Raw genomic sequence first — 26,037 nt, 5'->3', positions numbered from 1 at the left:
AAATCTGCTGAATTAAATAACCACATACAGATGCAAATACGGCCATATATAAAACAGATATCCACCCATTTATACTTACTTGAGGCAAATACACATATGGCTTTTCTAAAAAAATAAAGGGAAACATAATTACTGTACAAACTAAAAATGAATAACTTGTTACCTTTATAGGACTATATTTTTCAACTGCTTTTTTTGAAATAATAGAATAAATAGCCCAACATACTACAGCTATCATCATTATTATATCACCAATATTCATACTAAAATTCTTAAAACTCTCTATAGATCCATTGCTGAATATTAAAATAACACCACATATCGATAGAAATATTGAGATAATATGATTTTTGGTTATTTTTTCTTTTAAAATAATGCATGCTAGTATAGCTGTTATTATAGGATTTGTTGCTCCTATCAATGATGAATTTGTTGCTGTTGTAAACTTTAGGCATAAGAAAAAAAGTAAATGATATCCTATGATACCTATTGTTCCAAGTTTTAGAAATATTGGTAAATCAGCTCTTGTTATCTTCCAGTCTTTATCGAGTTTAATCATGATAGGAAAAATTAGCAAAGTAGAGATTAAAAATCTAAAAAAAACTAAAGACATTATAGGAAATTCTTCTACCGAGAATTTTCCGGCTATAAATGCCCCTGCCCAAAATACTGTTGCCAGTACCATTATATATTTTTTCAAATCCTATCCCCCTTAGTATATTGCTAGTCTATTCTAATTCTAATCACATCTCCGTTATTTCTCTCTAAGTGGGCAATCTCTCCCAATAAATTGTAATCAAACGCATTTAAGAGCATATTAAGCAATTTCTTACTGTCTATTATGTCATCCGCAGTATTAAAAAAGTCTAATGCATTATTTTTAACCATCTTCTTCACAAAATCTATAGGCAGTTTCAAATGTATCTTATCCCCAGAATGAGATAGAATTCTAATCTTTACAAATCTCTCTTCACTATTATCAACTATTTGTTTGGCCATAAAATCCTCCTAAATTTTTCTTGTATGAATATTTTTAAATATAATAAATCATACTATGCTTTATAGTATTTTATTCAAGTAAATCTTGATTTATCTTTCTTTTGTAAATATATTCATTTTATGTTAAAATATTTTAATGTAAAATACCTTATTGAGGAGATGACTAAATTGTTTAATTATATAAAATTTGCTTTATTTCAGATTATAGGCTTTTCGTCTACTTTACCTAAGCTAAGTAAAATAAAGAAAAATCCTGATAAGTTCACATCAGATGAGATTTTCAGTGTTTTACAAAAACAAGCTAAAAGATCTTTAAAATTAGTAAATATAAATCTTAAAATTTTAGGTAAAGAAAAGCTACCAAAAGAACCAGTACTATTTGTAATTAATCACTCAAGTATGTTAGATAGCTTCATACTTTTAGCAAGCGTTGATAGACCAATTGGAGTTGTGATTGCAGATGAACCTATTTGGAGAGATATGCCGATTATTAGTGATTGGAGTAAACTCATCAAATCTGTATACATAAACAGAGAGAATAATCGTGAAGGAATAAAAAGTATAATAGAAGCCGCTAAAAATATATCAGAGGGCCATAGTATGGCAATATTTCCAGAGGGAGATTTAACTTGGGTAAAGGACTCTAATGCTCTTGTTTCTGACTTTAGAAATGGAGCCTTAAAAATTGCATACAAGGCAAAATGTCCTATAGTTCCAATGGTAATTAAAAACTCAAAAAACACGTATGAAGGATATCAGCCAGTTGGTAAAATCCGTTCTGTTGATGTAGAAGTAGAGTTCTTAGATGCGATTTATCAACATATCGATGATCCAAAGCTGAAATCTACTATCTTAGGTGAGGATATAAAAGATAGCATGATAAACAAAATAAAAGAATTTAACAAAGTAATGTAAAATAATAAAAGACTATCCCAAAATACAAAACCAAGATTTTGAGATAGTCTTTTATTATAATTATTTATATTACTTCTATAATATCATTAACATTTATTGTTCCTTCTTTGATAACCTTTACAAAAATTCCTTCTCTAGGCATAACACAATCGCCTGTTACTTGCTTTATTTGGCACCCACTGTGACATTTCTTCCCTATTTGAGTCACTTCCATCTCACAATCACCAACTCTAAGTTTTGTTCCAACAGGAAGAGTAAATACTTCAATTCCCTCAGTAGTTATATTTTCAGCAAAATCTCCATGCTTAAGATGATCAAATCCTTTAGCTTTCATCTTATCTACACTTTCCTCTGCTAGCATACTTATTTGGCGATGCCAATTTCCTGCATGTGCATCTCCAACAATTCCATGATCTATTTTTATTTCTGCACTATTTACAGGTACCTTCACTACACCTTTTTCTTTACTAATATTAATTGATACTATCTTTGCCATCTAATTGCCTCCAATGTTAATATGTTATTGTCTTATTTCTTATCCACCTATTTGATACATACAACTCATAGATTCGCTAGATCTATTTTCTATCAGTCTGTGTCTTTGAGGTTTTTGTAGAATTATCTCCTTCATTGTTTCCCTAAAAATTAAAGGTTTTTGACTATAATTTCTTATATCTATTTCCTCTTCACTATGAAGGCATAACTTTATTCTGCCTTTGGCTGTCAATCTTATTCTATTACAGTCATTACAGAAAGAACAACTTATTGGGCTTATTACACCTATTCTTCCTTTTGATTTTTCTAATTTATAATAAGTAGATGTACTATTTATTTCCCTTCCTATCTTATGAATACCATCCATATTATCAAGGATCTCTCTTATATTTAAATAACCTCTTGTATAAATCTTTTTTGCCTCACCTATAGGCATTAGTTCAATAAATCTAACATCTATAGAACTAAATCTTGTCATATCCATAAAATCATTTAATTCATCATCATTAAATCCATCTATGGCTACACAGTTTATTTTTACCTTTAGACCAATTCTTATTGCCTCATTAATAGACTTTAAAACCTCTTTTAATTGTCCACCTCTAGTAACGGTTTTGTATTTATACTCTTTTAGTGAATTCAAACTAATATTTACACTACTTAATCCACTAGACTTTAAGCTTCTTACTATCTCATATAAGCCTATACCATTTGTACTTATGCCAATATCATGTATGTTACATTCTTCTTTAGTAAATCTGATGAGTTCACTAATTCTTGGATATAATAAGGGCTCTCCTCCTGTAAATCTAACTTTTGTAATTCCAATCTCACTCATAGCTTTTATAAAAAACTTATAGTCTTCAAAGCTTAAGTAGTCATTTACATAATCTTTTTCAAATTTTACTTCTTCGGGCATACAGTAAACACACCTTAGATTGCAGTTTTCTGTTAAAGAAACACGAAGATAGTTTATGTTTCTCCCAAATTTATCTATCATAACTTAATTACCTTCTTTACTATTGTCTATTTAAATATTCTCATGTATATATATTATATACTAATGTCAAATTATCCTTTATATCTACAAAATTTATTTATCTAGTCTTAGATTTTTATATTTTCTGTGAGATAAATCTCCATTATTTTTAACTAGTAAAAGCTCTGCAATAATTCCAAATGCAATTTCACTTACTTCATCTGAAGATATGTTTAAACCTACAGGTGCGTATACATTATTTAATAATTCTTCTTCTACACCCTCACTAATTAACTGAGATTTTAAAGTTGTCCATTTTTTTCTACTTCCTATCATTCCTATGTAAGAAGGATTTTCTTTTATTATCTCTCTAAGAGCCTCTAAATCTTTGTCATAACCCCTAGTAGCTATAACAACATAAGTATTTTCATCTATTCTAATATTATTTAATATAGTTTTTATATCGCCGGCATATACTTCATCTGCATCAGTAAATCTATCCTTATTTCCAAACTCATCTCTATCATCTACTATTGTGGTATGAAAATCAAGTGTTTTTGCTACATTATATATATTTAAACCTACATGACCTCCACCAACTAATAGTAATCTTGCTCTTGGTTTAAATATTTTAATATAACCTTTTATACTACCTCCACATGCCATTGGAGTTTCCTCTGAGCTCTTTACCAAAGAGTGTTCAAATAGACTATCTTTTCCACTTTCTAAACATTCTCTACACTTATTAATTACTTCATACTCTACAATTCCGCCACCAACAGTGCCCATCATTGTATCATCCTTAAATAAACATAGAGTTGCACCATTCTTACCTGGACTTGAACCAATCACCTCTGTTAAAGTCGCAAATGCTACTCTATTTCCTTTATCAAGTTCTTTACTTATTCTTTTTAGCATTCTTTCGTACATATTAAATTGTCCTCCGGTTCTCTTTTATCTAATTATAGATGGCAATATATTATTAGATATTATTACTTCTAATACCCCCCCAGCTATACATCTAGCCTTATCAGATATTGTAAATGTATTTTTTACTTCTTCTTTTCTTGGATCAATATCTGCTATTTTTAAATTATTCTTTACCGTTGCACCATCTCTTATCAATCCTCTTAGTATCCCATCTAATGTTGCTAGTACTTCATGATTTTGTCCATACTCATCTTTGATATAGCAAATTGTATCACCTTTACTCACTATATCACCTATGCCATGTACTTTTTCAATAGTACCAGCAGCATTAGAGTATACTACTCTTTCTTTTGAGAACCCTTTTATCTCTCCTGGTATACCTGTATTTTCTATAGCCATGCCACTTGTAATTATCCTTCCTAAGTTATGACCTCTCATAGTTTCAATTACAAAGTCAACATCATCGCCTGCTGAGAATCCTGGTCCTAATCCAATAGTAATATCAGCCATATCCTTAGTTGTACCAATATTTTTTTTAGCTAGTATTGCATCAACTAAAACTTTTGGTTTTATGCTTTTTATAGATTCTCCGGTTTCATCTATTAGTAACGCAACATTACCTTCTTCTAGAACATCTGTCACTTCTAATACATCATTACATAACTTACAAGTAACTTTTTCTATTTTATATTCACCTTCATAAACAGCCTCACTAAATGCAACCTGTCTTCTTATCGCTAGAGGTTTTTCTATTTCTAAAGCTACTACATTAAACCCACAATTTTTTAACTTGAGTATCACACCTGTAGCTAGGTCTCCTGCTCCTCTTACCAATATGATATTATCCATAGAAACCTCCACCCTATCTTATGTATATATATTACTAATCTTATCTATTTCTATAAAATACAAATAAGTTAATATTTTTTATATTTATCTAAATCTTCTTCTTTCTTCTCCCTTTGTCTTTCACAAATCTTAGCTATAAGTAAAACAATACTACCTACAACACAAACAAGCGGTATACCTATACCACAAATAAATCCTGCAAATACAAAAAATGCGTTCATAGTCTGTTCAACTATACTCCCTGTAGTATAAACAATAATATGTCGATAGTATCCTCCTTTCACATTTATTTTGTATTAAAATTAATCTACTACAACAGCAGTACCATAAGCTATAACTTCACTAGCTCCTGCCATTACAGAAGAAGATCCTAGTCTCATCCCAACTATCGCATTAGCACCCATACTCTCAGCTTTTTCAACCATTCTTCCAATTGCTATTTGTCTAGCTTCTGTCATCATTTCATTGTAAGATGTTATTTCTCCACCCACTATTGTCTTAAATCCTGCACCAATATCTTTACCTATATTCTTACTTCTTACTGTACTTTGTGATACAAATCCTAATACTTCCTTTATTTCTTTACCTGGTATTGAATCTGTTGTAACTACTAACATTTTAACTCCCCCTCTCTTATTTATATTCTATCATATTCTATTAGTAGTTTTATTATTAAATTTTAATATGCTTTTTTATAAATAAAAAAGCTTGGTACTATGACCAAGCTTTTTAAATCTAATATTTTATTCAAATATCTGAATTATCTTATTTCTAAGTTTTTCATTAACATCTTCTTTATTATTTACATATTCTTCATAAGAATCAAACTCTCTACAGATATAAGTTACAACCTCACTACCTATAAAGTTTATATTCTCTAGATTATAATCATACATTGTTTCAACACTATCTGCCTCAATAATAGCATCTGAGATACCTTTGTATAAGTCTTCAATTATATCAGATCCATTATCAAAGTATTTTATTATTTGACATTTGCTTTCATCTGACATAACCTGCTCTTTAATAAACATAATAAAATTCTCAAAATCTTTTTTATTATTGTAAGGCTCTATCTCAAATAATATTCTAAAGAATAAATTCCAAGGAAACTCTGTATTAAGCTTACTCTTTATATACTCTCCTAAATTACAGCAAAACTCATCTTTAAATACTGGCTCCGCTTCAAAATTAATATTTTCAGTAAAATCAATATTTTTTTTTGCTATACTATTTAGTTTTGCAAATTCCTCAAGCATAAAATCTCCAAATATATCTTGGTCTTTTTCTTTTTTGTTAAAAGAATAACTTAGTATTGTTTCACAAGGCTTCTTAAAATCAACTACAAATCCTATGCTATCTTTCATCTTAGAAGAAAAAGCGTCATGTGCTAGCTTAGCTAATACTTTCTCAATTTCTTTTTTACTATTTTCCATATTATTTATTGCACCAGTATTAAAGTTTTTATATATACTTAATAGTTGGTTATCTATCATAGTCAGGTTATTTTTTATTGATGACATCATGTCTTTTAAGAAACCATCTGCAAGTAAGTATGTGTTATTTTTATATATTATTTTATGCTCTATTTCACTCCAGAATATATTAACTAGGGACTTAACTTGAAGCTCAAACTTTATCTGCCTATCTAAATAATTAAACATGCCATCGATTCTATATATCTCAAATCCATTTTTCTGTTTATTAGGTTGTCTTTCACTTAATTTTAATTTAATACTTTTATTATCTTTATTATAATAGTAAATTTTATCATCCGTTTTATTGAAATATCTCTTTAATAGTCTATATATCTTTTTTTCATCTTCAATAAATCTACACTCAATTCTAATTCCAATTAAGTCAGATAAATTATGAATTAAATTGCCTGCTTCATTATATTTTTTTAAATACCTATTTCTTATAATTTTTTCTCTTAAACTTGCTTCACCTTTTACTCTAGACGTTATATTTATATATTCTTGATCTTTTCCTTCTAATATATCTTCAAAATATTCTTCTATATCGTCTGCTATAAGCTCAAGTGTTGGACTCATAGCTTTAAGCATGTCTATTGATTCGTCTATAAAATCAAACTCTTTTAACCCCATATCTGCACTCCTGTTTTTTAATATGACTTTTAGTAGCCATTTTCAAATATATAATTTATTCTACCACCATTATACCTTGAAAGTAAGTGCTATAGTTAATACTTCACATAGATTTCATATTACATTTTTGTAACCTGTTATCAATATATGCAAAATAAAAGCCACCTAATTAAAGGTAGGCTTTATTTATAATTTCTAAAATCCAATATATATTCCAGCAGTCAAGAATATTAAAACTGCTATTATCAATATTACCAACAGTGGAACTATAAATTTAACCCATTTTGCAAATGGTACTTCAGCAACTGCTAATGCTCCCATTAATACCCCTGATGTAGGTGTTATAAAGTTTGTAAGACCAACACCAAACTGATATGCAGTTACTATAACTTGCGAAGATATATTTACTAAATCTCCAAGAGGTGCAAGTACTGGTACAGTTAATGATGCTAGACCTGATGATGATGGTATTAAAAATGCTAAAGCAGATTCTAAGAAGAATGTTAAGTAAATAAATATTACCTTTGGAAGTCTTCCTAGGAACCCTGATGCTGAGTTTAATATAGTATCTATTATAAATCCATTTTGTGCCACTATTACTATTCCACGTGCTAATGCTATTGCAAGAGCTGCTGATACCAACTCTCCTGCACCTGCTATAAATGAGTTGGCTATATCTTCTTGAGATAATCTAGCTACAAGACCTGATAATACTCCTATTGCTGCAAAACACATTGCAATTTCTGGAATATACCATCCGGTTACTATAACTCCATAAACCATAATACCCATACCAACTGCAAATATTATAAGAACCCCAGCTTCTTTACCTGTGAATTTTCTTATTTCAGCTTCTTCTTCTGCTACAGCTGCAGCATGATCTCTACTAACATCGTATACTAGTGATGATTTTGGATCGTTTTTTACTCTTTTTGCATACATCATAACAAAAGCTATAGATATAATAAGGATTATAATATACATAATTACCCTAAACCCTATTCCAGAGCCAGGTGCTAATTGTGCTAAAGCTTGTGCTATACCAACTGAAAACGGATTTATAGTTGATGCAGCAGCACCAGAAGCTGCTCCTATAAACACTATTGCTATTGCAACCAGTGCATCATATCCTAAGGATGTCATAAGTGGAACAAATATCATATAAAATGGTAATGTTTCTTCAGCCATACCAAATGTAGTTCCACCTAAACTAAATAGTATCATTGATATAGGAATTATTAACATTTCTTTTCCTTTAAATCTAGATATTACTGCTCCTATACCTGATTCGATTGCACCAGTTTTATTTACAATACCAAAAGCTCCTCCTACAATAAGTACAAAACCAACTACTTCTGCAGAATCAATAAATCCATCTATCGGAGCTTTAAAGACATCTACAAATCCTTGTGGATTGCTGTCTACACTTTGATAAGTTCCTGGTATAACAACACTTCTACCATCTATTTCTTCTCTTGCAAATTCACCACTTGGAACAATCCAAGTTAATATAGCCATTAAGACTATAAGCAAAAATATAATAGTAAAAGTATGTGGTATAACAAATTTTCTTTTTACTTTTTCAGTCATTATACTTTCCTCCATATCTTACGTTGTTAAATAAAGTTTTCCCTTTTTCCAAAAATTTATTAGTAAGATATAAAATGACTGATAATTATTAAATTGTAAAACTATCTTATATGTAATCTGCTAGTAATATTAAGTATTAACAAATTATATTATATAGCTATTAATAGTTGATTTTATATTTTTAGATTCCATAATTGTCGACATTATTGCAATATCATCACAGTAGTTCATTGTATCTTTAAAGTTTTCAGGTAATACTCCTCCAAGTGCTACAATTTTTATTTTAGTTATTTCTTCTGCTTTTTTTAGAAAATCTAAACCTCTAGGCATTAGACTTTCTTTACATTTTGTTTCATAAATATGAGATAGTATTATATAATCTATTTTAATATTTTTACATTTAATAATACTCTCTAATAGTAATATTTCATCTAAACAATGAATTGATATACCAAGTATCTTTTTTTCATCAAAATGATAATCTTCTTTTAATAAACTTACAAATAATTTGAATGGAAGATGTAAGCCATCTAAGTTCAATTTCTTTAATAAATAAGTATTGCTATTTATTATTAAATTTGTATTATTCTTTTTTCTTATACTAATAATTCGTGTACATAAATCTTCAAAGTCATTATTATTTAAATCTTTTTCTCTTATAATAATATTTTCTATCTGGCTTAATATACATTCTTCAATCACCTCAAAGTATCTCTTTTTGCTACAGAGTTTCCTATTTGTTATGAGATACATTAAAGCCTCTCCCAATCTTTAAAAATGTGCTGATATCCAATTGATTTTAACATATCCTTTACATCCTTAAGCTCACTATCTTCGTTGGTTTTAAACTGAGCAGTGTCTTGTTCTCCTTGTGAGTGACCTCCTACATCTGTAGATACACTTGCACTTAATTTTGTGACTCCTATAGGTATTAAGTTTCGTCTCATATTTAAATCTTCTCTCGTAGAGATATTTATCCCTGCATGAGGATCAAATAGTCTCATACAAATTATAGCTTGTACTAAATCAGTATCACTTATTTCTATTAATTCCTCATAACATCCCTTAAATGGCCTTATTCTAGGAGTTGAATAACATACATCTACATGTGGATATTTTCTCTTCAAGTAGCTACCGTGTAAAATCGTAAAAAATGTTTCTTTTCTAAACTCACTAAGACCTAATAGCGCACCTATTGAAACATTTCTCATTCCAGCTTTTACACCTCTTTCGGGGGCATCTAGTCTAAACTTATAATTTGATTTTGGTCCTTTTATATGTACAGTTTTATAAATTTCTTCATTATAAGTTTCTTGATATATAGTTAATCCATCTACACCTTTTTCTACAATATGAGTGTATTCATCTACTTCCATAGGGTATACCTCTATACTCAATGATGAAAACTTGTCTTTTAAGTTCTCAACAGCTTCTCCTATATATTCTACACTCGAATGTAACTTGCTTTCTCCGGTTAAAATTAGTAAGTGTTTAAACCCCTGTTGTGAAATGCAGTCTCCTTCTTTTTTTACTTCTTCAAGGTTTAATTTTTTTCTTTTTATCCCGCTATCTATACTATAGCTGCAGTAAGCACATTTATTTATACAATAGTTTGCTATATACATTGGTGTATATAAAGAAATTGTTTTTCCAAAATGTTGATTTGTAAGTCTGTTTGCCTTCTGTGCCATTTGTTCTAAATATTTCACAGCTGTTTTAGATAGTAAATTTAATAAATCATAATCATCAAGCTTAGTTTTACCAATGCTTTTAAGTACATCTTCTTCACTTACATTTTCTAAGTATTCATCTATATCAATATTTTTATATTTATCTATGATCTCATAAAAACTCATATTTCCTCCCATATTATAAGTTATTTAAAAATCCTGTTAAAGGAGAAGATGCATTTGCATAAGATGATACACCTCCACATTTTGCAAGATAAGCCTTCCTCCCCCCCTCTACTGCTAAGTTAAAAGCATTGGCCATTTGTATTGGGTCTTTGGCAGACGATATTGCTGTATTTACTAATACTGCAGCAGCTCCCATCTCCATAGCTTCCATTGCTTGAGATGGTTTACCAATTCCTGCATCAACTATTATCGGTATTTCCAACTCGTCAATCATAATTTGTATCATTTCTTTCATCTTCAGACCTCTATTAGACCCAATAGGTGCCCCTAGTGGCATAACAGCTGCTGCGCCTGCTTCTATTAATCTTCTACCTGCATACAAATCTGGACTCATATATGGAAGTACAATAAATCCTTCATCTGCAAGTATTTTTGTAGCTGTTATTGTTTCTTCATTGTCTGGAAGAAGATATTTAGTATCAGATATTACTTCTATCTTAATAAAATTTCCACAACCCATTTTTCTTGCAATTCTTGCTATCCTTACTGCTTCCTCAGCATTAGTAGCTCCTGATGTGTTTGGTAAAATAGTCATATTACTTGGTATATGAGTTAATATATTTTCTTCTCTATTATCTAAGTCTACTCTTCGAAGAGCCATAGTTATTATTTCACTTCCACTAGCTCTTATCACATCGGGTAATATGTTATTACTTCCGTATTTTCCAGTACCTATAAGTAGCCTACTGCTAAATTCTTGATCTTTTAAAAATAGTTTATCCATACGCCTCTATCCCCCTAATAATTTTATCTATATATAAAATTTTGCTAAACATCTTCTATTAAAATCTTTGTAGCTAAATTAGACATGTGATTAGCACATATAGCTACTCTAGGAGCCATCAATCCATCACCAATTTTCGCCTCATTTTGAAAATCTCCACATATATAAAATCTATTTCGAATTTTCTTTGTCATTATTAAGTTTGAGTCGTAAAATCCTGACATACCAGAAGATGCTATCAAGTACTTTTCTTTCATTTTAAGTAATACGCTGTTACATATTTCAGCCTTGCATTTGGGATTATCAAAAGCCTCTATAATTATATCTACATTATCAAAAGTATTGATATTTTCTTTATTTACAAACATATTGTAGGTTATTAATTGAATAAAAGGATTTATTCTCTTTATATTCTCCCTTAAAGCCTCTGTTTTTAGTTTTCCTATATCATCAATAAAGTATTGTTGCCTGTTTAAATTTGATGGTTCAACAATATCATAATCAACAAGTGTAATACTCCCTACTCCAATACGAGCTAAGGATATTGCTATATTAGAGCCTAGTCCTCCAAGGCCTAATATAGCTACTTTACCTTTTTTCAATTTATTATGTACATTCGGAGTATGTCTAGCTAGTAATAAATTTTCTAACTCATTCAATGATGGTACTTCACCTTTTTTAATAAGGGTCAATCTATCATTTTCACTCAGTCGTAGATCTTTATCTATTGGATATCCATTTAGTATTATTACATTGCAATCTTTTTTGTACTTTTCTTTTACTTTGTAAACTGTGGTATTTTCTTCAACATTTTCTAAAACTTCATTTATAAAAATATTGATTTTAACCACCTCCAACAAAGTTAATAATTTCAACTTTGTCTTCTTTATTAATTATATAATTTTCATAATTCTCTTCATCAATAATATTAAAATTTATCTCAACAACTACTCTATCTTTTTTTAAATTATAAGACTTTAATAAGTCTATTATAGTTATATTTTCTCTATATTCTATTTCTTTGCCATTAACTTTCAATCTATTCCCTCCTGTAATTAGTTTTACTTAAGAGATTATATTAAGCTCAACTCTTCCTCATTTAAAATCTTCTTAACGGTTCTCATTGAACACATCTTACCACACATAGTACAACTATCATCGTGAGTAGGTCTTGATTCGTCTCTATATCTTCTAGCTTTTTTAGGATCTATACAAAGATTAAACATTTCCTCCCAATCTAACTCTACTCTAGCTTTACTCATCTTATTGTCCCAATCACGTGCACCATGAATATTTTTAGCAATGTCTCCAGCATGAGCCGCTATCTTAGTTGCTATTATACCTTCTTTCATATCTTCAAGATTAGGGAGTCTTAGGTGCTCTGCTGGAGTAACATAGCATAGGAAATCTACACCTTTTGAACTAGCTAATGCTCCACCTATAGCACTAGTTATATGATCATATCCTGGAGCTATGTCTGTAACCAAAGGTCCTAATACATAAAAAGGTGCTCCATGACATAATCTCTTTTGTAGCACTACATTAGCTTCAATTTCATCAATTGCCATGTGCCCAGGCCCTTCAATCATTACTTGTACATTTCTCTTCCAAGCCCTTTTAGTAAGCTCTCCTAGTACAATAAGTTCGTCTATTTGCACTCCATCCGTAGAGTCAGATATACATCCAGGTCTACAAGCATCTCCAAGGCTTAATGTAACATCATGTTCTTCACAAATATCTAGTATTTTATCAAAGTTAGTATATATAGGATTTTCTTTATTGTTTAACTCCATCCAAGCAAATAATAGTGATCCACCACGAGATACTATATGTGTTAATCTATCATGGTTCTTAATCTTCTTTGATACACTTCTAGTAAGCCCTGCATGTATTGTTATAAAGTCTACTCCATCTAGTGCATGCTGCTTAATAACATCTAAAAACTCTTCTTCTTTTATATCTTTTAAATCTTTATCTAAAAAACCAACTGCATCATACATAGGTACAGATCCTATCATTGCAGATGACATATCTATTAATTTTTCTCTAAATTCTCTAGTTTTACCATAGCTACTAAGATCCATAATAGATTCTACTTTCATATCTAGTGCCGTCTTTACTTTCTCAATCTCTGAATCAATATTATTACAATCTCTAGATATACCTAAGTTAACATTTATCTTTGTTCTTAAATTTTTTCCAATTCCTTCTGGACTTATTGACTTGTGATTTTTATTTGCAGGTATAACAACTTGACCCTTTGCTATTAAGTCCATTAGTTTACTTACATCTATTTTTTCTTTTTGTGATACAATTTCCATTTCCTTAGTTACTATACCTTTTCTTGCAGCATCCATTTGAGTTGTAAAATTCATGTTTATCCCCCTGTTTTTAATAAAATAAAAAAGCGCTTACCCTAATATTTATAGGGAAGCGCTTTTACAATCATACTTAAATTTATACCTAAATAGATTTAGATATAGTTTAGTAAATTATACTTAAAGCTTCCCTTCGCAAGCATTACCTTGAGCAGGTTGTTAGGGTTTATAAGTTTACGGCTTTTTTCTCAGCTAGCCAATTCTAGCGCCCCTAGCTCTAAATTCAGTTGTTATTTTTATAAGTTGAGTATAGCATAGCGTTTTTTTAATCACAACAATATTATACATTTTTTACCATAAATAATTTTTATTACCTGAGTCTATTTTTTCATTATAGACTCCTTAGTAAAGCTAATAAGATCTATATAAAGTAATAATATAATCTTTTTATTGACTTATCTGTATATGGATTATATAATATTATAGATTTTATATTTAATTTGAAATAGTTTCGTAATGCAATAATAAATTAATATTTCTATATGAGAAATGATTCTTCTTATATGAGTGTAGAACACCCACTTTTAAAAAAACCTAAAAGCGGGTGTTTTTTTATTGTGGTGAAAATATTTTCCAAGGAGGTCTTATATGATAAATCATACAATAAGGAAATACAAAAATGATAAAGAGTTTTACAGGCGTTTATTTGTAATTACTCTACCAATAACTCTACAAAGTCTAATAGCATCATCTCTTAATATGCTAGACACAATGATGATAGGAAAAGTAGGTGAACTTGAGCTTGCTTCAGTAGGTATAGCTAATCAATACTACTTTTTATTCTCATTACTTACAAACGCAATAGCAATAGGTTCTGGAGTTCTTATAGCTCAATTATGGGGTAAAAAAGATACTTATAACATAAAAAGAGTCCTATCTAGATCACTATTTTATGGATTAGCGCTAACCATATTATTTATGATATTAGGTTTAACTATTCCAGAAAAAATTATGGCAGTTTTCAATAATGACCCTACAGTTATTAAAATAGGTGTGGATTATTTAAAAATAGTTGTTATAAGTTATTTCTTTACTACAATTACATTTACATTCGCATCCGGACTTAGAAGTATCGGTAATACACGTCTTCCAATGTGGGCGAGTTTTATCGGCCTTATTGTAAATGCCATTTTAAACTCAATACTAATCTTTGGATTATTTGGTGTCCCTGCGATGGGAATAAAAGGTGCAGCCCTTGCTACATTAATAGCAAGAGTAGTTGAATTTGTAATAATAACTAGTGTTGTCTATACTAAAGTTGATGTACTAAAATTAAAATTAAAATATGTATTTGATTTGCCAAGCCCTATATCTTCTGTTCTTACTAAGGTTACAATTCCAATATTGATAAATGAGGCATGTTGGGCTTTTGGAAATATCACTTACGCTGCAATATATGCTAGAATAGGTACTAGCGCTGCAGCTTCTATACAAATATGTAGTACTGTTATGAATCTATTTATGATAGTTACATTTGGTCTTGCAAATGCTGCTGTAGTAATAATAGGTAATGAGATAGGTGCTTGTCGAGAAGATGCAGCAATAGATGCTTCAAAGAAGATTTCTTCTCTTTCATTAAAGATTTCAATATTATTAGCTATTTTAATGGCTTTAGCTGCAAAACCTATTGTAATGTTCTTCAATGTTTCCCCTGAAGTTAAGCTTTCATCTCAATATATACTATACATTTATGCTATGGTTATGGTCTTTAAAGTGTATAATGCTGTTATGATAGTTGGAATACTTAGAGGTGGTGGAGATGCTACATTTGGTTCTATACTACAAGGATCTACACTGTGGCTTGTTGGTATACCATTAGCTGCTTTTGCCGCCTTTATATTAAAGCTACCAATATATACAGTAGTTGCTTTTGCAATGGTTGAAGAAGTTATAAAAGTTGTACTTATGATTAAACGATTTAAATCTTTCAAATGGATTAAAAATATGGTTAGTGACGTAAATGAATCTTTAATATAAATAAAAATAAGAGGCTATATAGCCTCTTATTTTTATTTATCGCAAACTGCAATTCCTAAAACTCCAGGTCCAGAGTGAGCACAAATACAACTTCCTATATGTACTGACTCAACTTTTCCAAGTTTTAACTCATCACTTATTTTGCTTGTCAAGATATCAAGGTCACCTTGGTTATCACCACATCCAACTATGACTCTTTTATTTTCTAAGTTATCTCCAAACTTATCTTTTATCATTTCTATTATTTTTCCGATTACCTGCTTTTTACCTCTTACCTGAGCTCTAGATCCTACACTTCCATTATCTATTCCTAAGATAGGCTTTATGCTAAGCATATTACCTATTGTTGCACTTGCTAAAGATACTCTTCCACCTTTTTGTAAATACTCTAGTGTATCCACTGTAAATATTACCTCTGTATCTTTTTTAATAGCCTCTAAATGCTTAAGAATTTCATCTATTGATTTACCTTCTCTCGCCATTTCAGCTGCAGATAATACTATACATCCACTTCCTATTGATAATGATAAACTATCAAAAGTATAAAGTTCACCTTCTGTATCATTTTTTGCCATTACTGCACTTTGGTAAGTACCAGAAGCATTTGAAGACCCTCCAATATATAATACTGTTTTTCCTTCTTCTAAATATTTGTCAAAAGTAGTTTTAAATGACATATATGTTACTTGAGATGTCTTTGGTAATTTTTTGCTATCTCTTAACATTTGGTAAAACTCTTCTTTTGTTATATCTATTCCATCTACATATTCTTTATCTTCAAATAGTACGCTTAGTGGTACTACATGTATGTCATATTCCTCCACCAATTGTTTTGGTATATCTGATAAGCTATCGCACACTATCTTTATATTATTCATATTTCCTCCGTATTTATAAAACTATATAATTTATGATTGCATATTATTTTTATATTTAATATTATAACCTGGTACTAATATCTTATCACATTCCCCTTTCAGGTTCAAGTTTTTATCCATAAAAAACATGACACCTATGATTTAAGTGTCATGCTTAATATTTGAATTTATGTTTAGATATTTTATTAATCTATTTTTTCCTTTTTCTACTTTTACTTTGATTATATGATTTTCTACTCTTTGGAGGCCCTTCATTTTTATAGATATTACGTGTACACTTAAAAGTAATACCTACACCAAATAAAGCTGGAAGTAGAAAAAGTGGTATCTTATTTATAAATATAAGACTAGCTCCACAAAGTAATATCCCAGCACCACCCATATACAGATTTAGTTTTATCCATCTCTCCATAGCAATCCCCCCATTTAATTTATACTATAGATAAATTTACATAATCCTTTCTTACTAATACTTAATAAATAAACTTATCTTATTTTATGTATTTTTCTAATATAACTGCTCTTATACTCTCATATCTAATATATTCTGGTAAGGCTTTTTTTATTTCTCCTATCTTTTCCTCTCCAAAATTATTTATAGCGGCTTCTATCATTTCCTTTTCCTCTTCAGTATAATAATCCTTAAAATTTATTTTAAACTTAATATCTTTGTTTTCTTTTACATAATCACAAACATATCCCATTAGAGTAGATAAAGATATCTCTAATTCATAGCTAATATTTTTTAAAGTTTCCCCCTGATTTAACAAATCTAAAGCTATTTCATTATTTTTCCTACTTTCACCATCTAATACAAGTTTTAATCTTTTTTTATCTTCCCAAGTTACAGTTATATCGTTTGATCTAACATAATCTTCAACTATTTTTAATATATTCTCTCCATACTTATTTATTTTTGCCGGTCCTATACCTGATATATCTTTTAGATCTTCCTCATCCTCAGGGTATCTTCCACTTATTTCCTTCAACGTATTGTTCCCTAATACCATAAATGGAGCTATTCCTTGAGATTTTGCCTCATTTTGTCTATATTCTTTTAAAAGTTCATATAGTTTATAATCTGTATTTACTATGAAAAACTCATTGTCTTTGCCATCGTTTGTACCTTCTCCATCGGAGTTAGTCTTATTCTTATCTATATTCTTTTCTTCTACATACTTTAGAATAACATCTTCAAACACTTTCCCATATCTATCATACTTAACTTCTCCAACCCCAGAAATACTTAGCATTTCTTCTCTGCTTGTTGGGTAAGTACTACACATAACTCTAAGTGTCCCATCTCCAAATACCATATAAGGAGCAATTTGATTTTCTATTGCAATTGTGTGCCTTAATTCTTTTAAAGACTCGTATAGCTCACTACTAATATTTATAGCTTTACTAACTATAGCTTCTTTAAACTCTACTTTACTTTCACCTTTAATTACTTTTGTAGATTGTTCATTTAATTTTATAGTTGGGAAACTTCCTCTAGCACCTAAATTTTCTACTAACTCTAAATATCCATGTGATACTAAAGTGTTAATAAAGTTTTTTAGACCTTCACTTGAGTAATCTTTCATTATTCCATAAGTAGTAAGTTCGTTAAATCTAAGTCCTATTACCTTTTTGTTCTTAGATCCTCTAAGCACGTCTACTATCATAGTAGTACCAAAACTTCTTTTCATTCTAGCTATACAAGATATAACCTTTTGAGCATCTAATGTTTTATCAACTACTTCACCTTCATTAAGGCAATTGCTACAGTTGTTGCAATCATCTTTACCTTCTTCTCCAAAGTATGTTAATATACTCTTTCTATAGCAAGAGTTACTATAGACTAAGTCAACCATTTGCTGTAATTTTTTGTGTTGAAATAATTTTCTTTGAGGATTTTCAACTCCAATATCAATTAAATATTTCTGTATATGTAAGTCTCCTGGAGCAAATAAAAGTATACACTCACTTTTTTCTCCATCTCTACCAGCTCTACCTATTTCTTGATAGTAGTTTTCTATACTTTGCGGCATATTATAATGTATTACCCATCTAATATTGGGTTTATCTATACCCATACCAAAAGCATTAGTTGCTACCATTATATCAATATTATCTTTTATGAATTCTTCTTGATTTATTTTTCTCTCTTCTTGAGATAATCCTGCATGATATCTAGATACAGATATATTTCTCTTAATTAATCCTTGGTATATATTTTCAACTTCTTTTCTAGTTGCTGCATATATTATTCCAGATTCATTTTTATGATTTTCTATATAGTCTAACAAATATCTATTTTTGCCTGAAGATTTTACTATATTAATAGATAGATTTTCTCTGTCAAATCCAGTAATATATGTATCAGGATTGTTTAGCTCCAACAACTTTATGATATCTTTTCTGACTTCATTAGAAGCTGTAGCTGTAAAAGCTGTAATTATAGGTCTTTTATACAAACTATCTATAAATAATGATATTTTTCTATAACTTAGTCTAAAGTCATGTCCCCATTGAGAAACACAATGAGCTTCATCTATTGCAAGTTGACTTATATTTTTATTTCTTATGATATTAATAAATTCAAAACTTTCTAGCCTCTCTGGCGCCACATAAATTATTTTATATTTATCATTTTCTATTCCCTCTAATATCTCATTAAACTCTCTTGTTCCCAAAGAACTATTTATATATACCGCCTCTATATTCATAGAGGTAAGCGTGTCAACCTGATCTTTCATTAGAGAAATTAATGGCGATATTACTAATGTTACACCATCTAATACTAATGCTGGTATTTGATAACAGATTGATTTACCTCCACCAGTTGGCATTATTGCAAGTACATCATTATTAGAAATTATCGAATTAATTATATCTTCTTGTCCATTTCTAAAGCTTGAATATCCATAGTATTTAGATAGTATTTCTAGTGCATTTTTGTTCATATTTTAATCTCCTTAGTTCCGAACCTTTGTTTGTTTAAATTATTATCAATTGCTTATTTTTCTATTCATATAATGTAGTCATTATCATTGATTTTCCTTATACATATCTTTTAATTATAATATCTTTCTATTTTATTTATCCATTTTTATTTTGTACAATATAACTATAATAACATTTATTAAAATATAAGTGCAAAATTTCTAGGAGGGATGTCATATTAAATCGCAATATACAAACAGTTTAACACCAGAAAAATACAAGCTTCTAAAAAAGTACTCTCTTACTCTAAATAATGATTTAATTTGGGAATTTAAGCATAATAAATATCATACGGTAAAATATTTTTCGAATAAGTTTGCAACTAAGGAATCAACCCTAGCTCTTTTATTTAATATCCATAAGCTTTGTTATGCTAAGATAAAATTTTTTGAGAAAAACATTGATAAATATGATTCATATAAGTACAGCTTCAATGATGGATTTGTAAAGTGTCCACTTTACGATATGGAATTTATGCTACATAAATATAGTAATATAATGATAGATATAAGAAATCTACAAGAAATAAAAAATATTGAAGAGTTTCATAAGTTTTGTGATCACTTAGAAAGTTTTGAAGGGACTGCCTCAAATTAATATTTGAGACAGTCCCTTTTATATATTATCCTAATTGCTTTTCACTTTTTTGACCTTTCCATTCTGATACATTCTCTAAACCAGGTATATTTGATGCATCAAATACAGGTTCCTTTATACCAGCTTTCTTTTGGTCTGTATAATCCTTTAATGCAATAAATGCATATTTACCTAAGAATGATATTGCTATTAAGTTTATAACTGCCATTAATCCCATAAATACATCAGCTAGGTTCCATACTATTTCAACTTTAGCTACAGCTCCAAATAGAACCATAACAACAACTATTGCTCTAAATATATTTAATACTGTTTTACTACCACTCATAAATTCTATGTTTGACTCTCCATAGTAATAGTTTCCTACTATTGAACTAAATGCAAATAATAGTATACATAAAGCTATAAATATTCCACCTATAGGTCCTATATGAGAAGTTAATGCTGCTTGAGTTAACTCAATTCCTTCTAAACCTACTGTTGAATAATCTGAATATAGAAGTATCATAAATGCAGTACAGCTACATATTATTATTGTATCTGTAAATACACCTAATGTTTGTATTAAACCTTGCTTAACAGGGTGAGATACATCTGCTGTTGCAGCTGCGTTTGGCGCACTACCCATACCTGCTTCATTTGAGAATAATCCTCTTTTTACACCTACTAAAATCATACCACCCATAGTACCTACAGACATTTCTCTAAATCCAAAAGCATTTTCAAATATCATTTTTAGTATGTTTGGTAATTCTCCTATATTTATCACTACTACAAATAATGCAACTAATATATATAAAACTGCAAGTACTGGAACTATTATCTCAGATACCTTTGCAACTCTATGCACACCACCAAAAACTACTACTGCTGTAAGTGCTGCAAGGACTATACCAATAAGCATTCTGTCTATATTAAAGGCATTACTAAATGCAGCTGCAATTGTATTTGATTGTACTGCATTAAATATAAATCCGAAACATATTGTAATAAGTATTGAGAAAACTACTCCCATCCACTTTTTACCTAAACCTTGTTCCATATAGTAAGCTGGTCCACCTCTAAAAGTTTTTCCATCTCTTACTTTATATATCTGCGCTAATGTACTTTCTACAAAACTTGATGCAGAGCCTATTAATGCTATTAGCCACATCCAAAATACAGATCCAGGTCCTCCTGCTACTATTGCTATGGCAATACCTGCTATATTTCCAGTTCCAACTCTAGATGCAGTACTTATACAGAAAGCTTGGAAAGAAGATATTGATCCCTCTTTCTTTTCTCCCGTTGCTCCATCTCCTAAAAGCCTAAACATTTCTTTAAAGTATCTAAATTGTACAAAATTTGTTCTTATTGTAAAATAAATACCTAATACAAGAAGCATAGCTATTAAAATATAGGTCCATAAAAAGTCATTTACATTGACTACTAAACTATTTAACATTTCCATTTTTATCTCTCCCTCTCTTTTATTTTCATATAGTGAATTTCACTTTAATCATAATTTTTAATAATCATAATCTTACAAGTTCAAAAGTTATGTAAGTTATTATTATTTTTCTTAAATCTAAAAATTGCATATTTTTTTTTCAATTATTCATTTGTTTTAATTATACGCTTTTTTTTGATATAATTCAACACGAAAATGCAAATTTTTTTTTTATCATTGCAAATTTCTAAATTCATTCAGTGTAAACATTTTCATTTTATAAATGAACTGCAGACTAAATATTATATCAATTTAATTAAACATAATAATTTATTGCTAAAGCAAATAAAAAGTACTACGATTAACCTATCAAAGTTGAAATTATTTTTAGGAGATGATTATGGTGGAGATTCAACAAATTCTAGCTATCTGTATATTTTTATTGGTTATGGCTGCTATTATAACCGAAAAGATTAATAGATGTGTTGCTGCCTTAGGTGGTGCGCTTTTAATGATAATATTAAATATACTTCCATTAGAAAGCGGAATAAGTCATATAGACTTTAACACAATTGGAGTCTTAGTAGGTATGATGCTGGTTGTTGCTGTTGTTAAGAACTCAGGATTATTTGAATACATAGCTATTTGGACTGCTAAAAAATCTAATGGAGATCCTTGGAAAATCATGGTGTGCTTTGTAATTATAACTGCTGCTTTATCTGCAGTTCTTGATAATGTCACTACGGTTTTACTTATTGGGCCTACAACAATTGTTATAACACAAATTCTTAAAATAAACCCAGTACCATTTTTGATAACTCAAATTATTGCATCAAATATTGGTGGTACTTCAACTCTTATAGGTGACCCTCCAAATATTATGATTGGTAGTGCTGCTAATTTGAGTTTTACTGATTTTTTATTTAATCTAGGTCCTATTGTATTAATCTTATTAGGCGTTATTATTATTTGCTTTAAATTTTTGTTTGCTAAAGGTCTTGTTGTAGATGATTTATCTAAGTCAAGAATTTTAGATTTAGATGAAAATAAAGCAATCAAAGATAAAAATCTTCTTATTAAAAGTATAGTTGTATTATTTTTTATCTTAATTGGATTTATGTTCCATAATGTAATCCAGTTAGACTCATGTATTGTTGCCTTAACGGGCGCTACTGTAATGCTTTTAATAGGAAAGCAAGATGTGGAAGAGATTCTTGCAAGTATAGAATGGTCTACAATAGCATTTTTTATTGGTTTGTTTGTAGTTGTTGGTGGATTAGAAGAAGTAGGAATAATCCATAAACTTGCAACTGTATTAATCAGTGCAACTAAAGGTCATATGATACTTACTATGTTAATAGTACTATGGTTATCAGCGATAATATCTTCTTTCTTAGATAATATACCTTTTGTAGCTACTCTAATTCCATTAATTCTCACAATGAGTGCTGAAGGTGTTAATGTTATGCCTCTTTGGTGGGCTACATCCCTAGGTGCTTGTCTAGGCGGTAATGGAACACTTATAGGAGCGTCCGCAAACGTAGTACTTGCAAGTGTAGGACAAAAGCATGGTTTTCCAATAAGTTTCAAGGAATACTTTAAATACGGTTTTCCAATCATGATTTTATCAATAGTCTTATCAACAGTTTATTTACTTATAAAATTTGCTTAAATTTGAAAGGAGTTATTTTAAATGAATATTAATACTGCTAAAGGCGATTCCATAGAATTACTGCTTAGACAAATTGGTGCAACTGAGGTTAAAGTAGTCAGAGGTTTACTATATTTTATAAAATTTAGATTAAATGATACTTTGGAAATTTCTTATACTTATAACATAAATGCGAAAAACCAATACTTTTTACAAAGAATTAAACCATACCCACTTTCTCATGGTGTTTTTGATGATGAATATGAAATTGTTTCTTTCATAAAAAAAGATTTACATAAATTCAATAATGCAATGAATAGCAGTAATTTTGACTCTTTTTTAAATGTCGCAAAAAAATTTAATTCTATTACTGAAAATATAGAGAAGTTATTTTTAAATTATGATGTAGATAAGCGTCATCTTCAAGGCTTAGACAAAGAACTAAGTGACATAGTTGATGAAATAGAAGAAATAAAAAAAGATGCTAGAGAAATATGGAAGTAAATAATAAAAGGCACTTGAATTATTAATTCAAGTGCCTTTTATCATTACTATCAAGTTTATTTGGTAACCTTATTATAAATTCACTACCTTTGCTTATATCGCTTCTTACTATAATATTACCTTTATGCTTTTCTATTATTGATTTAGCTATTGTAAGGCCTACTCCTATTCCTCCAGTTTCTTTGTTTCTAGACTTATCAACTCTGTAAAAACGTTCAAATATATGATTTATGTCTTCTACTGGTATGCCTATTCCATTATCTTTTATTGATATATTTATATACTCATCATCATTATATGTTTTTATATATATTTTTCCTTTTTCTCCAGTGTACTTAATTGCATTCGATATAATATTTACTAGAACCTGGTAAATCTTCTTTTTATCTGCACTAATCTTTATTTCTTGAAGTTCACATTCAATATATATTTCTTTCTCCATAGCTTTACTTTCTAAGTTAAAAACAATATTTTTTAATAACTTTGCCAAATCTATTTTTTCAATTTCCAATTCTTCATTTTCGCTATCATATTTTGCTAAACGTCCAAGTTCATCTATTAAGTTGTTCATCCTAGACACTTCTTCATTTATACTAATTAATCGTTCTGTTGTTGGCTCCCATATACCAGCTATTATCACATCTAAATGACCCTTAATACTTGTTATTGGAGTTCTTAGCTCATGAGAAATATCAGTAGTTAGTCTTTTTCTTAATTTTTCTTGCTGATTTAGTGCGCTAGCTAATTTATTTATTGATAATATTAGCTCATCTACTTCTTTTATATTACTTTTATAATTTAGCTTATCCTTATAATTACCTTTTTCTATTACTTTTGTCATCTTAGATACTTTTGCTATAGGATTTGAGATAGACTTAGATATTATGATTGATATAATAATAATGCCAGTAATAGACATAAATCCAATAAGCAACATGTATTTGTTCATTATTTTGAAAAACTCCATATCATTTTCCATATAATAAGTTGATGCATAATGTCCTATATAAGGATATCCTACTACCTCTCCATTTTCATCTTTTACCTCAAGCTTATACTCACTAAACTTATCATTCCATTTATTATCAATACTCTGCATATCTTCGCTAATTTTTTTCAAAGTTATATTTGATAATACTTTTTCATCTTCAAAAATACTCCATACTAATTTTTTATCTTTGTCATATATTTCAAGTGCTATTCCTTTATAAATAGCATCTTCTCCTAATTCCTTTATAGTATTTATGTCCCAACTTCCATCTTTATAGATATGTTTTAAATCAAACATAAGGTGTTTTACTTCTGCTCTATTGCTATCATCTACATATTTTTCAAATGCAGAATCAAATGATAGATTCATAAATACTTTTATTGAAATAATAGTTAAAATCATAATAAAAGTAAACGCCATTATTATTTTTACATTTATTGACTTTGATTTAGTTTTGTAATCCAAATTTGTATCCTACACCATATATAGTTTTTATTATTTTACAGTTACTACAATCTACTTCTATTTTTTGGCGTAAGTTTTTAATATGACTATCTATTACTCTATCTATTTTTTCATAATATCCTTCTATAGTATTTTCTAAAAGCTCTTCTCTTGTATACACTTTATTTGGATTAGATGCTAAGATTAAAAGAATCTTATATTCCGTATTAGTTAGTACTACATTGTTGTTTCTTATCTTTAGCTCTGGAGATAAGGTACTTAACACAAAATCGTCTCCAAACTTGATAACATAATTGCCTTCATTATTTTTAGTTCTCTTTAACATTGCCTTTATTCTATAGACAAGCTCAATTACATTGAATGGTTTACATATGTAATCATCACACCCTAGCTTAAATCCATCTATTCTATCTTCATCTTCTATCTTAGCTGTTAGCATTATGACTGGAGCCTCACTTTTACTTCTAATATATTCACATACCTGCTCTCCACTTACATCTGGAAGCATTCTATCTAGCATAATCAGATCATAGTTATTTTCATCAAAATATTCTATAGCTGTTTTTCCATCATAAGCTACATGTGTGTTATATCCCTCTTTATCTAAACAAGCTTTTACAAACTCACATATTTTTTTTTCATCATCTACAAGCAAAATATTAAACATATATATT

At 29.3% G+C, this 26,037-nt stretch carries 27 protein-coding genes and 1 riboswitch; of the genes, 5 read left to right on the top strand and 22 right to left on the bottom strand.

The window, feature by feature from the left end; genetic code table 11:
• The coding region (locus CHL78_RS03785; RefSeq protein WP_147295793.1) for a DMT family transporter at positions 1–700 on the bottom strand (700 nt) is incomplete at its 3' end.
• Positions 701–723: 23 nt separating this feature from the next.
• A complete protein-coding gene (locus tag CHL78_RS03780; protein ID WP_094367928.1) occupies positions 724–999 on the bottom strand; it encodes a hypothetical protein in 276 nt (91 codons plus the stop codon).
• Between the two features lie 168 nt (positions 1,000–1,167).
• Between CHL78_RS03780 and CHL78_RS03775 the strand changes: the two genes are divergently transcribed.
• Entirely contained in the window at positions 1,168–1,914 is a 747-nt protein-coding gene (locus tag CHL78_RS03775) for a lysophospholipid acyltransferase family protein (RefSeq protein WP_094367927.1), read from the top strand.
• Positions 1,915–1,978: 64 nt separating this feature from the next.
• On the opposite strand, the gene CHL78_RS03770 is transcribed toward CHL78_RS03775, so the two are convergent.
• From CHL78_RS03770 to thiC, 14 genes are all read right to left on the bottom strand, one after another.
• Positions 1,979–2,410, bottom strand: coding sequence for an MOSC domain-containing protein (locus CHL78_RS03770; protein ID WP_094367926.1), 432 nt, complete (start codon positions 2,408–2,410; stop codon positions 1,979–1,981).
• Between the two features lie 39 nt (positions 2,411–2,449).
• Positions 2,450–3,409: a GTP 3',8-cyclase MoaA gene (moaA, locus tag CHL78_RS03765; protein WP_094367925.1), complete on the bottom strand. Its 960-nt coding sequence runs from the start codon at positions 3,407–3,409 to the stop codon at positions 2,450–2,452.
• A 93-nt stretch (positions 3,410–3,502) separates the two neighbouring features.
• On the bottom strand, positions 3,503–4,318 hold the full coding sequence (locus CHL78_RS03760) for an XdhC family protein (protein WP_094367924.1): 816 nt from the start codon (positions 4,316–4,318) through the stop codon (positions 3,503–3,505).
• Positions 4,319–4,342: 24 nt separating this feature from the next.
• Positions 4,343–5,167, bottom strand: a complete 825-nt coding sequence (gene yqeB, locus CHL78_RS03755; RefSeq protein WP_094367923.1) for a selenium-dependent molybdenum cofactor biosynthesis protein YqeB — start codon at positions 5,165–5,167, stop codon at positions 4,343–4,345.
• Between the two features lie 68 nt (positions 5,168–5,235).
• The gene (locus CHL78_RS20650; protein ID WP_158540627.1) at positions 5,236–5,451 is read right to left on the bottom strand and encodes a hypothetical protein; all 216 of its coding nucleotides are present in this window, start codon (positions 5,449–5,451) and stop codon (positions 5,236–5,238) included.
• Between the two features lie 18 nt (positions 5,452–5,469).
• Positions 5,470–5,784: a YbjQ family protein gene (locus CHL78_RS03750; protein WP_094367922.1), complete on the bottom strand. Its 315-nt coding sequence runs from the start codon at positions 5,782–5,784 to the stop codon at positions 5,470–5,472.
• A gap of 126 nt (positions 5,785–5,910) precedes the next feature.
• Entirely contained in the window at positions 5,911–7,275 is a 1,365-nt protein-coding gene (locus CHL78_RS03745; RefSeq protein WP_094367921.1) for a GTP pyrophosphokinase, read from the bottom strand.
• Between the two features lie 195 nt (positions 7,276–7,470).
• Entirely contained in the window at positions 7,471–8,865 is a 1,395-nt protein-coding gene (locus CHL78_RS03740) for a YfcC family protein (protein ID WP_094367920.1), read from the bottom strand.
• Positions 8,866–9,009: 144 nt separating this feature from the next.
• Positions 9,010–9,618, bottom strand: a complete 609-nt coding sequence (locus CHL78_RS03735) for a thiamine phosphate synthase (RefSeq protein WP_094367919.1) — start codon at positions 9,616–9,618, stop codon at positions 9,010–9,012.
• Positions 9,618–10,721 (bottom strand): 2-iminoacetate synthase ThiH, encoded by a 1,104-nt coding sequence (gene thiH, locus CHL78_RS03730; protein ID WP_094367918.1) that lies wholly within the window; start codon positions 10,719–10,721, stop codon positions 9,618–9,620. The genes CHL78_RS03735 and thiH overlap by 1 nt, the downstream gene beginning before the upstream one ends.
• 13 nt (positions 10,722–10,734) lie before the next feature.
• Positions 10,735–11,505, bottom strand: coding sequence for a thiazole synthase (locus CHL78_RS03725; protein WP_094367917.1), 771 nt, complete (start codon positions 11,503–11,505; stop codon positions 10,735–10,737).
• A 44-nt stretch (positions 11,506–11,549) separates the two neighbouring features.
• Positions 11,550–12,356 carry a sulfur carrier protein ThiS adenylyltransferase ThiF gene (thiF, locus tag CHL78_RS03720; RefSeq protein ID WP_330408571.1) on the bottom strand — a complete coding sequence of 269 codons (807 nt, stop codon included), beginning with the start codon at positions 12,354–12,356 and terminating at the stop codon, positions 11,550–11,552.
• Positions 12,349–12,543: a sulfur carrier protein ThiS gene (gene thiS / locus CHL78_RS03715; protein WP_094367916.1), complete on the bottom strand. Its 195-nt coding sequence runs from the start codon at positions 12,541–12,543 to the stop codon at positions 12,349–12,351. Before thiS ends, thiF begins: the two co-directional genes overlap by 8 nt.
• A 35-nt stretch (positions 12,544–12,578) precedes the next feature.
• On the bottom strand, positions 12,579–13,880 hold the full coding sequence (gene thiC, locus CHL78_RS03710) for a phosphomethylpyrimidine synthase ThiC (RefSeq protein ID WP_116041208.1): 1,302 nt from the start codon (positions 13,878–13,880) through the stop codon (positions 12,579–12,581).
• A 114-nt stretch (positions 13,881–13,994) separates the two neighbouring features.
• Positions 13,995–14,106: riboswitch (TPP riboswitch) on the bottom strand.
• A gap of 365 nt (positions 14,107–14,471) precedes the next feature.
• Here thiC and CHL78_RS03705 point away from each other — a divergent pair.
• Positions 14,472–15,860 (top strand): MATE family efflux transporter, encoded by a 1,389-nt coding sequence (locus CHL78_RS03705; protein ID WP_094368545.1) that lies wholly within the window; start codon positions 14,472–14,474, stop codon positions 15,858–15,860.
• A gap of 32 nt (positions 15,861–15,892) precedes the next feature.
• On the opposite strand, the gene CHL78_RS03700 is transcribed toward CHL78_RS03705, so the two are convergent.
• The 3 genes from CHL78_RS03700 to recQ all read right to left on the bottom strand — a co-directional run bounded on the left by CHL78_RS03700 (position 15,893) and on the right by recQ (position 19,686).
• Positions 15,893–16,738 carry a DegV family protein gene (locus CHL78_RS03700; RefSeq protein ID WP_094368544.1) on the bottom strand — a complete coding sequence of 282 codons (846 nt, stop codon included), beginning with the start codon at positions 16,736–16,738 and terminating at the stop codon, positions 15,893–15,895.
• A 190-nt stretch (positions 16,739–16,928) separates the two neighbouring features.
• Entirely contained in the window at positions 16,929–17,150 is a 222-nt protein-coding gene (locus CHL78_RS03695; protein ID WP_094368543.1) for a hypothetical protein, read from the bottom strand.
• A 79-nt stretch (positions 17,151–17,229) separates the two neighbouring features.
• A complete protein-coding gene (recQ, locus tag CHL78_RS03690) occupies positions 17,230–19,686 on the bottom strand; it encodes a DNA helicase RecQ (RefSeq protein WP_094368542.1) in 2,457 nt (818 codons plus the stop codon).
• A 514-nt stretch (positions 19,687–20,200) separates the two neighbouring features.
• Between recQ and CHL78_RS21265 the strand changes: the two genes are divergently transcribed.
• Positions 20,201–20,323 (top strand): hypothetical protein, encoded by a 123-nt coding sequence (locus CHL78_RS21265; RefSeq protein ID WP_274541833.1) that lies wholly within the window; start codon positions 20,201–20,203, stop codon positions 20,321–20,323.
• A 25-nt stretch (positions 20,324–20,348) separates the two neighbouring features.
• On the opposite strand, the gene CHL78_RS03680 is transcribed toward CHL78_RS21265, so the two are convergent.
• Positions 20,349–21,773, bottom strand: a complete 1,425-nt coding sequence (locus tag CHL78_RS03680) for an alanine/glycine:cation symporter family protein (protein WP_094368540.1) — start codon at positions 21,771–21,773, stop codon at positions 20,349–20,351.
• A 382-nt stretch (positions 21,774–22,155) separates the two neighbouring features.
• Between CHL78_RS03680 and CHL78_RS03675 the strand changes: the two genes are divergently transcribed.
• Positions 22,156–23,424: an ArsB/NhaD family transporter gene (locus CHL78_RS03675; RefSeq protein ID WP_094368549.1), complete on the top strand. Its 1,269-nt coding sequence runs from the start codon at positions 22,156–22,158 to the stop codon at positions 23,422–23,424.
• Positions 23,425–23,445: 21 nt separating this feature from the next.
• Positions 23,446–23,907, top strand: a complete 462-nt coding sequence (locus tag CHL78_RS03670; protein ID WP_094368539.1) for a hypothetical protein — start codon at positions 23,446–23,448, stop codon at positions 23,905–23,907.
• Positions 23,908–23,929: 22 nt separating this feature from the next.
• On the opposite strand, the gene CHL78_RS03665 is transcribed toward CHL78_RS03670, so the two are convergent.
• Complete coding sequence (locus CHL78_RS03665; RefSeq protein ID WP_243446361.1) at positions 23,930–25,363, bottom strand: sensor histidine kinase; 1,434 nt, start codon at positions 25,361–25,363, stop codon at positions 23,930–23,932.
• A complete protein-coding gene (locus CHL78_RS03660) occupies positions 25,347–26,030 on the bottom strand; it encodes a response regulator transcription factor (RefSeq protein ID WP_094368538.1) in 684 nt (227 codons plus the stop codon). The genes CHL78_RS03665 and CHL78_RS03660 overlap by 17 nt, the downstream gene beginning before the upstream one ends.
• Between the last annotated feature and the right edge of the window lie 7 nt (positions 26,031–26,037).

Source organism: Romboutsia weinsteinii, from assembly GCF_002250835.2.
Taxonomy (GTDB): domain Bacteria; phylum Bacillota; class Clostridia; order Peptostreptococcales; family Peptostreptococcaceae; genus Romboutsia_A; species Romboutsia_A weinsteinii.
The sequence above is the reverse complement of the archived record's forward strand: the minus strand, read 5'-3'. Positions and strand labels throughout refer to the sequence as shown.

Coding starts and splice junctions, on each gene's coding strand:
- CHL78_RS03780 (WP_094367928.1), bottom strand. CDS start 999: ATGGCCAAACAAATAGTTGATAATAGTGAAGAGAGATTTGTAAAGATT.
- CHL78_RS03770 (WP_094367926.1), bottom strand. CDS start 2,410: ATGGCAAAGATAGTATCAATTAATATTAGTAAAGAAAAAGGTGTAGTG.
- moaA (WP_094367925.1), bottom strand. CDS start 3,409: ATGATAGATAAATTTGGGAGAAACATAAACTATCTTCGTGTTTCTTTA.
- CHL78_RS03760 (WP_094367924.1), bottom strand. CDS start 4,318: ATGTACGAAAGAATGCTAAAAAGAATAAGTAAAGAACTTGATAAAGGA.
- yqeB (WP_094367923.1), bottom strand. CDS start 5,167: ATGGATAATATCATATTGGTAAGAGGAGCAGGAGACCTAGCTACAGGT.
- CHL78_RS03750 (WP_094367922.1), bottom strand. CDS start 5,784: ATGTTAGTAGTTACAACAGATTCAATACCAGGTAAAGAAATAAAGGAA.
- CHL78_RS03745 (WP_094367921.1), bottom strand. CDS start 7,275: ATGGGGTTAAAAGAGTTTGATTTTATAGACGAATCAATAGACATGCTT.
- CHL78_RS03740 (WP_094367920.1), bottom strand. CDS start 8,865: ATGACTGAAAAAGTAAAAAGAAAATTTGTTATACCACATACTTTTACT.
- CHL78_RS03735 (WP_094367919.1), bottom strand. CDS start 9,618: ATGTATCTCATAACAAATAGGAAACTCTGTAGCAAAAAGAGATACTTT.
- thiH (WP_094367918.1), bottom strand. CDS start 10,721: ATGAGTTTTTATGAGATCATAGATAAATATAAAAATATTGATATAGAT.
- CHL78_RS03725 (WP_094367917.1), bottom strand. CDS start 11,505: ATGGATAAACTATTTTTAAAAGATCAAGAATTTAGCAGTAGGCTACTT.
- thiC (WP_116041208.1), bottom strand. CDS start 13,880: ATGAATTTTACAACTCAAATGGATGCTGCAAGAAAAGGTATAGTAACT.
- CHL78_RS03705 (WP_094368545.1), top strand. CDS start 14,472: ATGATAAATCATACAATAAGGAAATACAAAAATGATAAAGAGTTTTAC.
- CHL78_RS03700 (WP_094368544.1), bottom strand. CDS start 16,738: ATGAATAATATAAAGATAGTGTGCGATAGCTTATCAGATATACCAAAA.
- CHL78_RS03695 (WP_094368543.1), bottom strand. CDS start 17,150: ATGGAGAGATGGATAAAACTAAATCTGTATATGGGTGGTGCTGGGATA.
- recQ (WP_094368542.1), bottom strand. CDS start 19,686: ATGAACAAAAATGCACTAGAAATACTATCTAAATACTATGGATATTCA.
- CHL78_RS21265 (WP_274541833.1), top strand. CDS start 20,201: ATGCTACATAAATATAGTAATATAATGATAGATATAAGAAATCTACAA.
- CHL78_RS03680 (WP_094368540.1), bottom strand. CDS start 21,773: ATGGAAATGTTAAATAGTTTAGTAGTCAATGTAAATGACTTTTTATGG.
- CHL78_RS03670 (WP_094368539.1), top strand. CDS start 23,446: ATGAATATTAATACTGCTAAAGGCGATTCCATAGAATTACTGCTTAGA.
- CHL78_RS03660 (WP_094368538.1), bottom strand. CDS start 26,030: ATGTTTAATATTTTGCTTGTAGATGATGAAAAAAAAATATGTGAGTTT.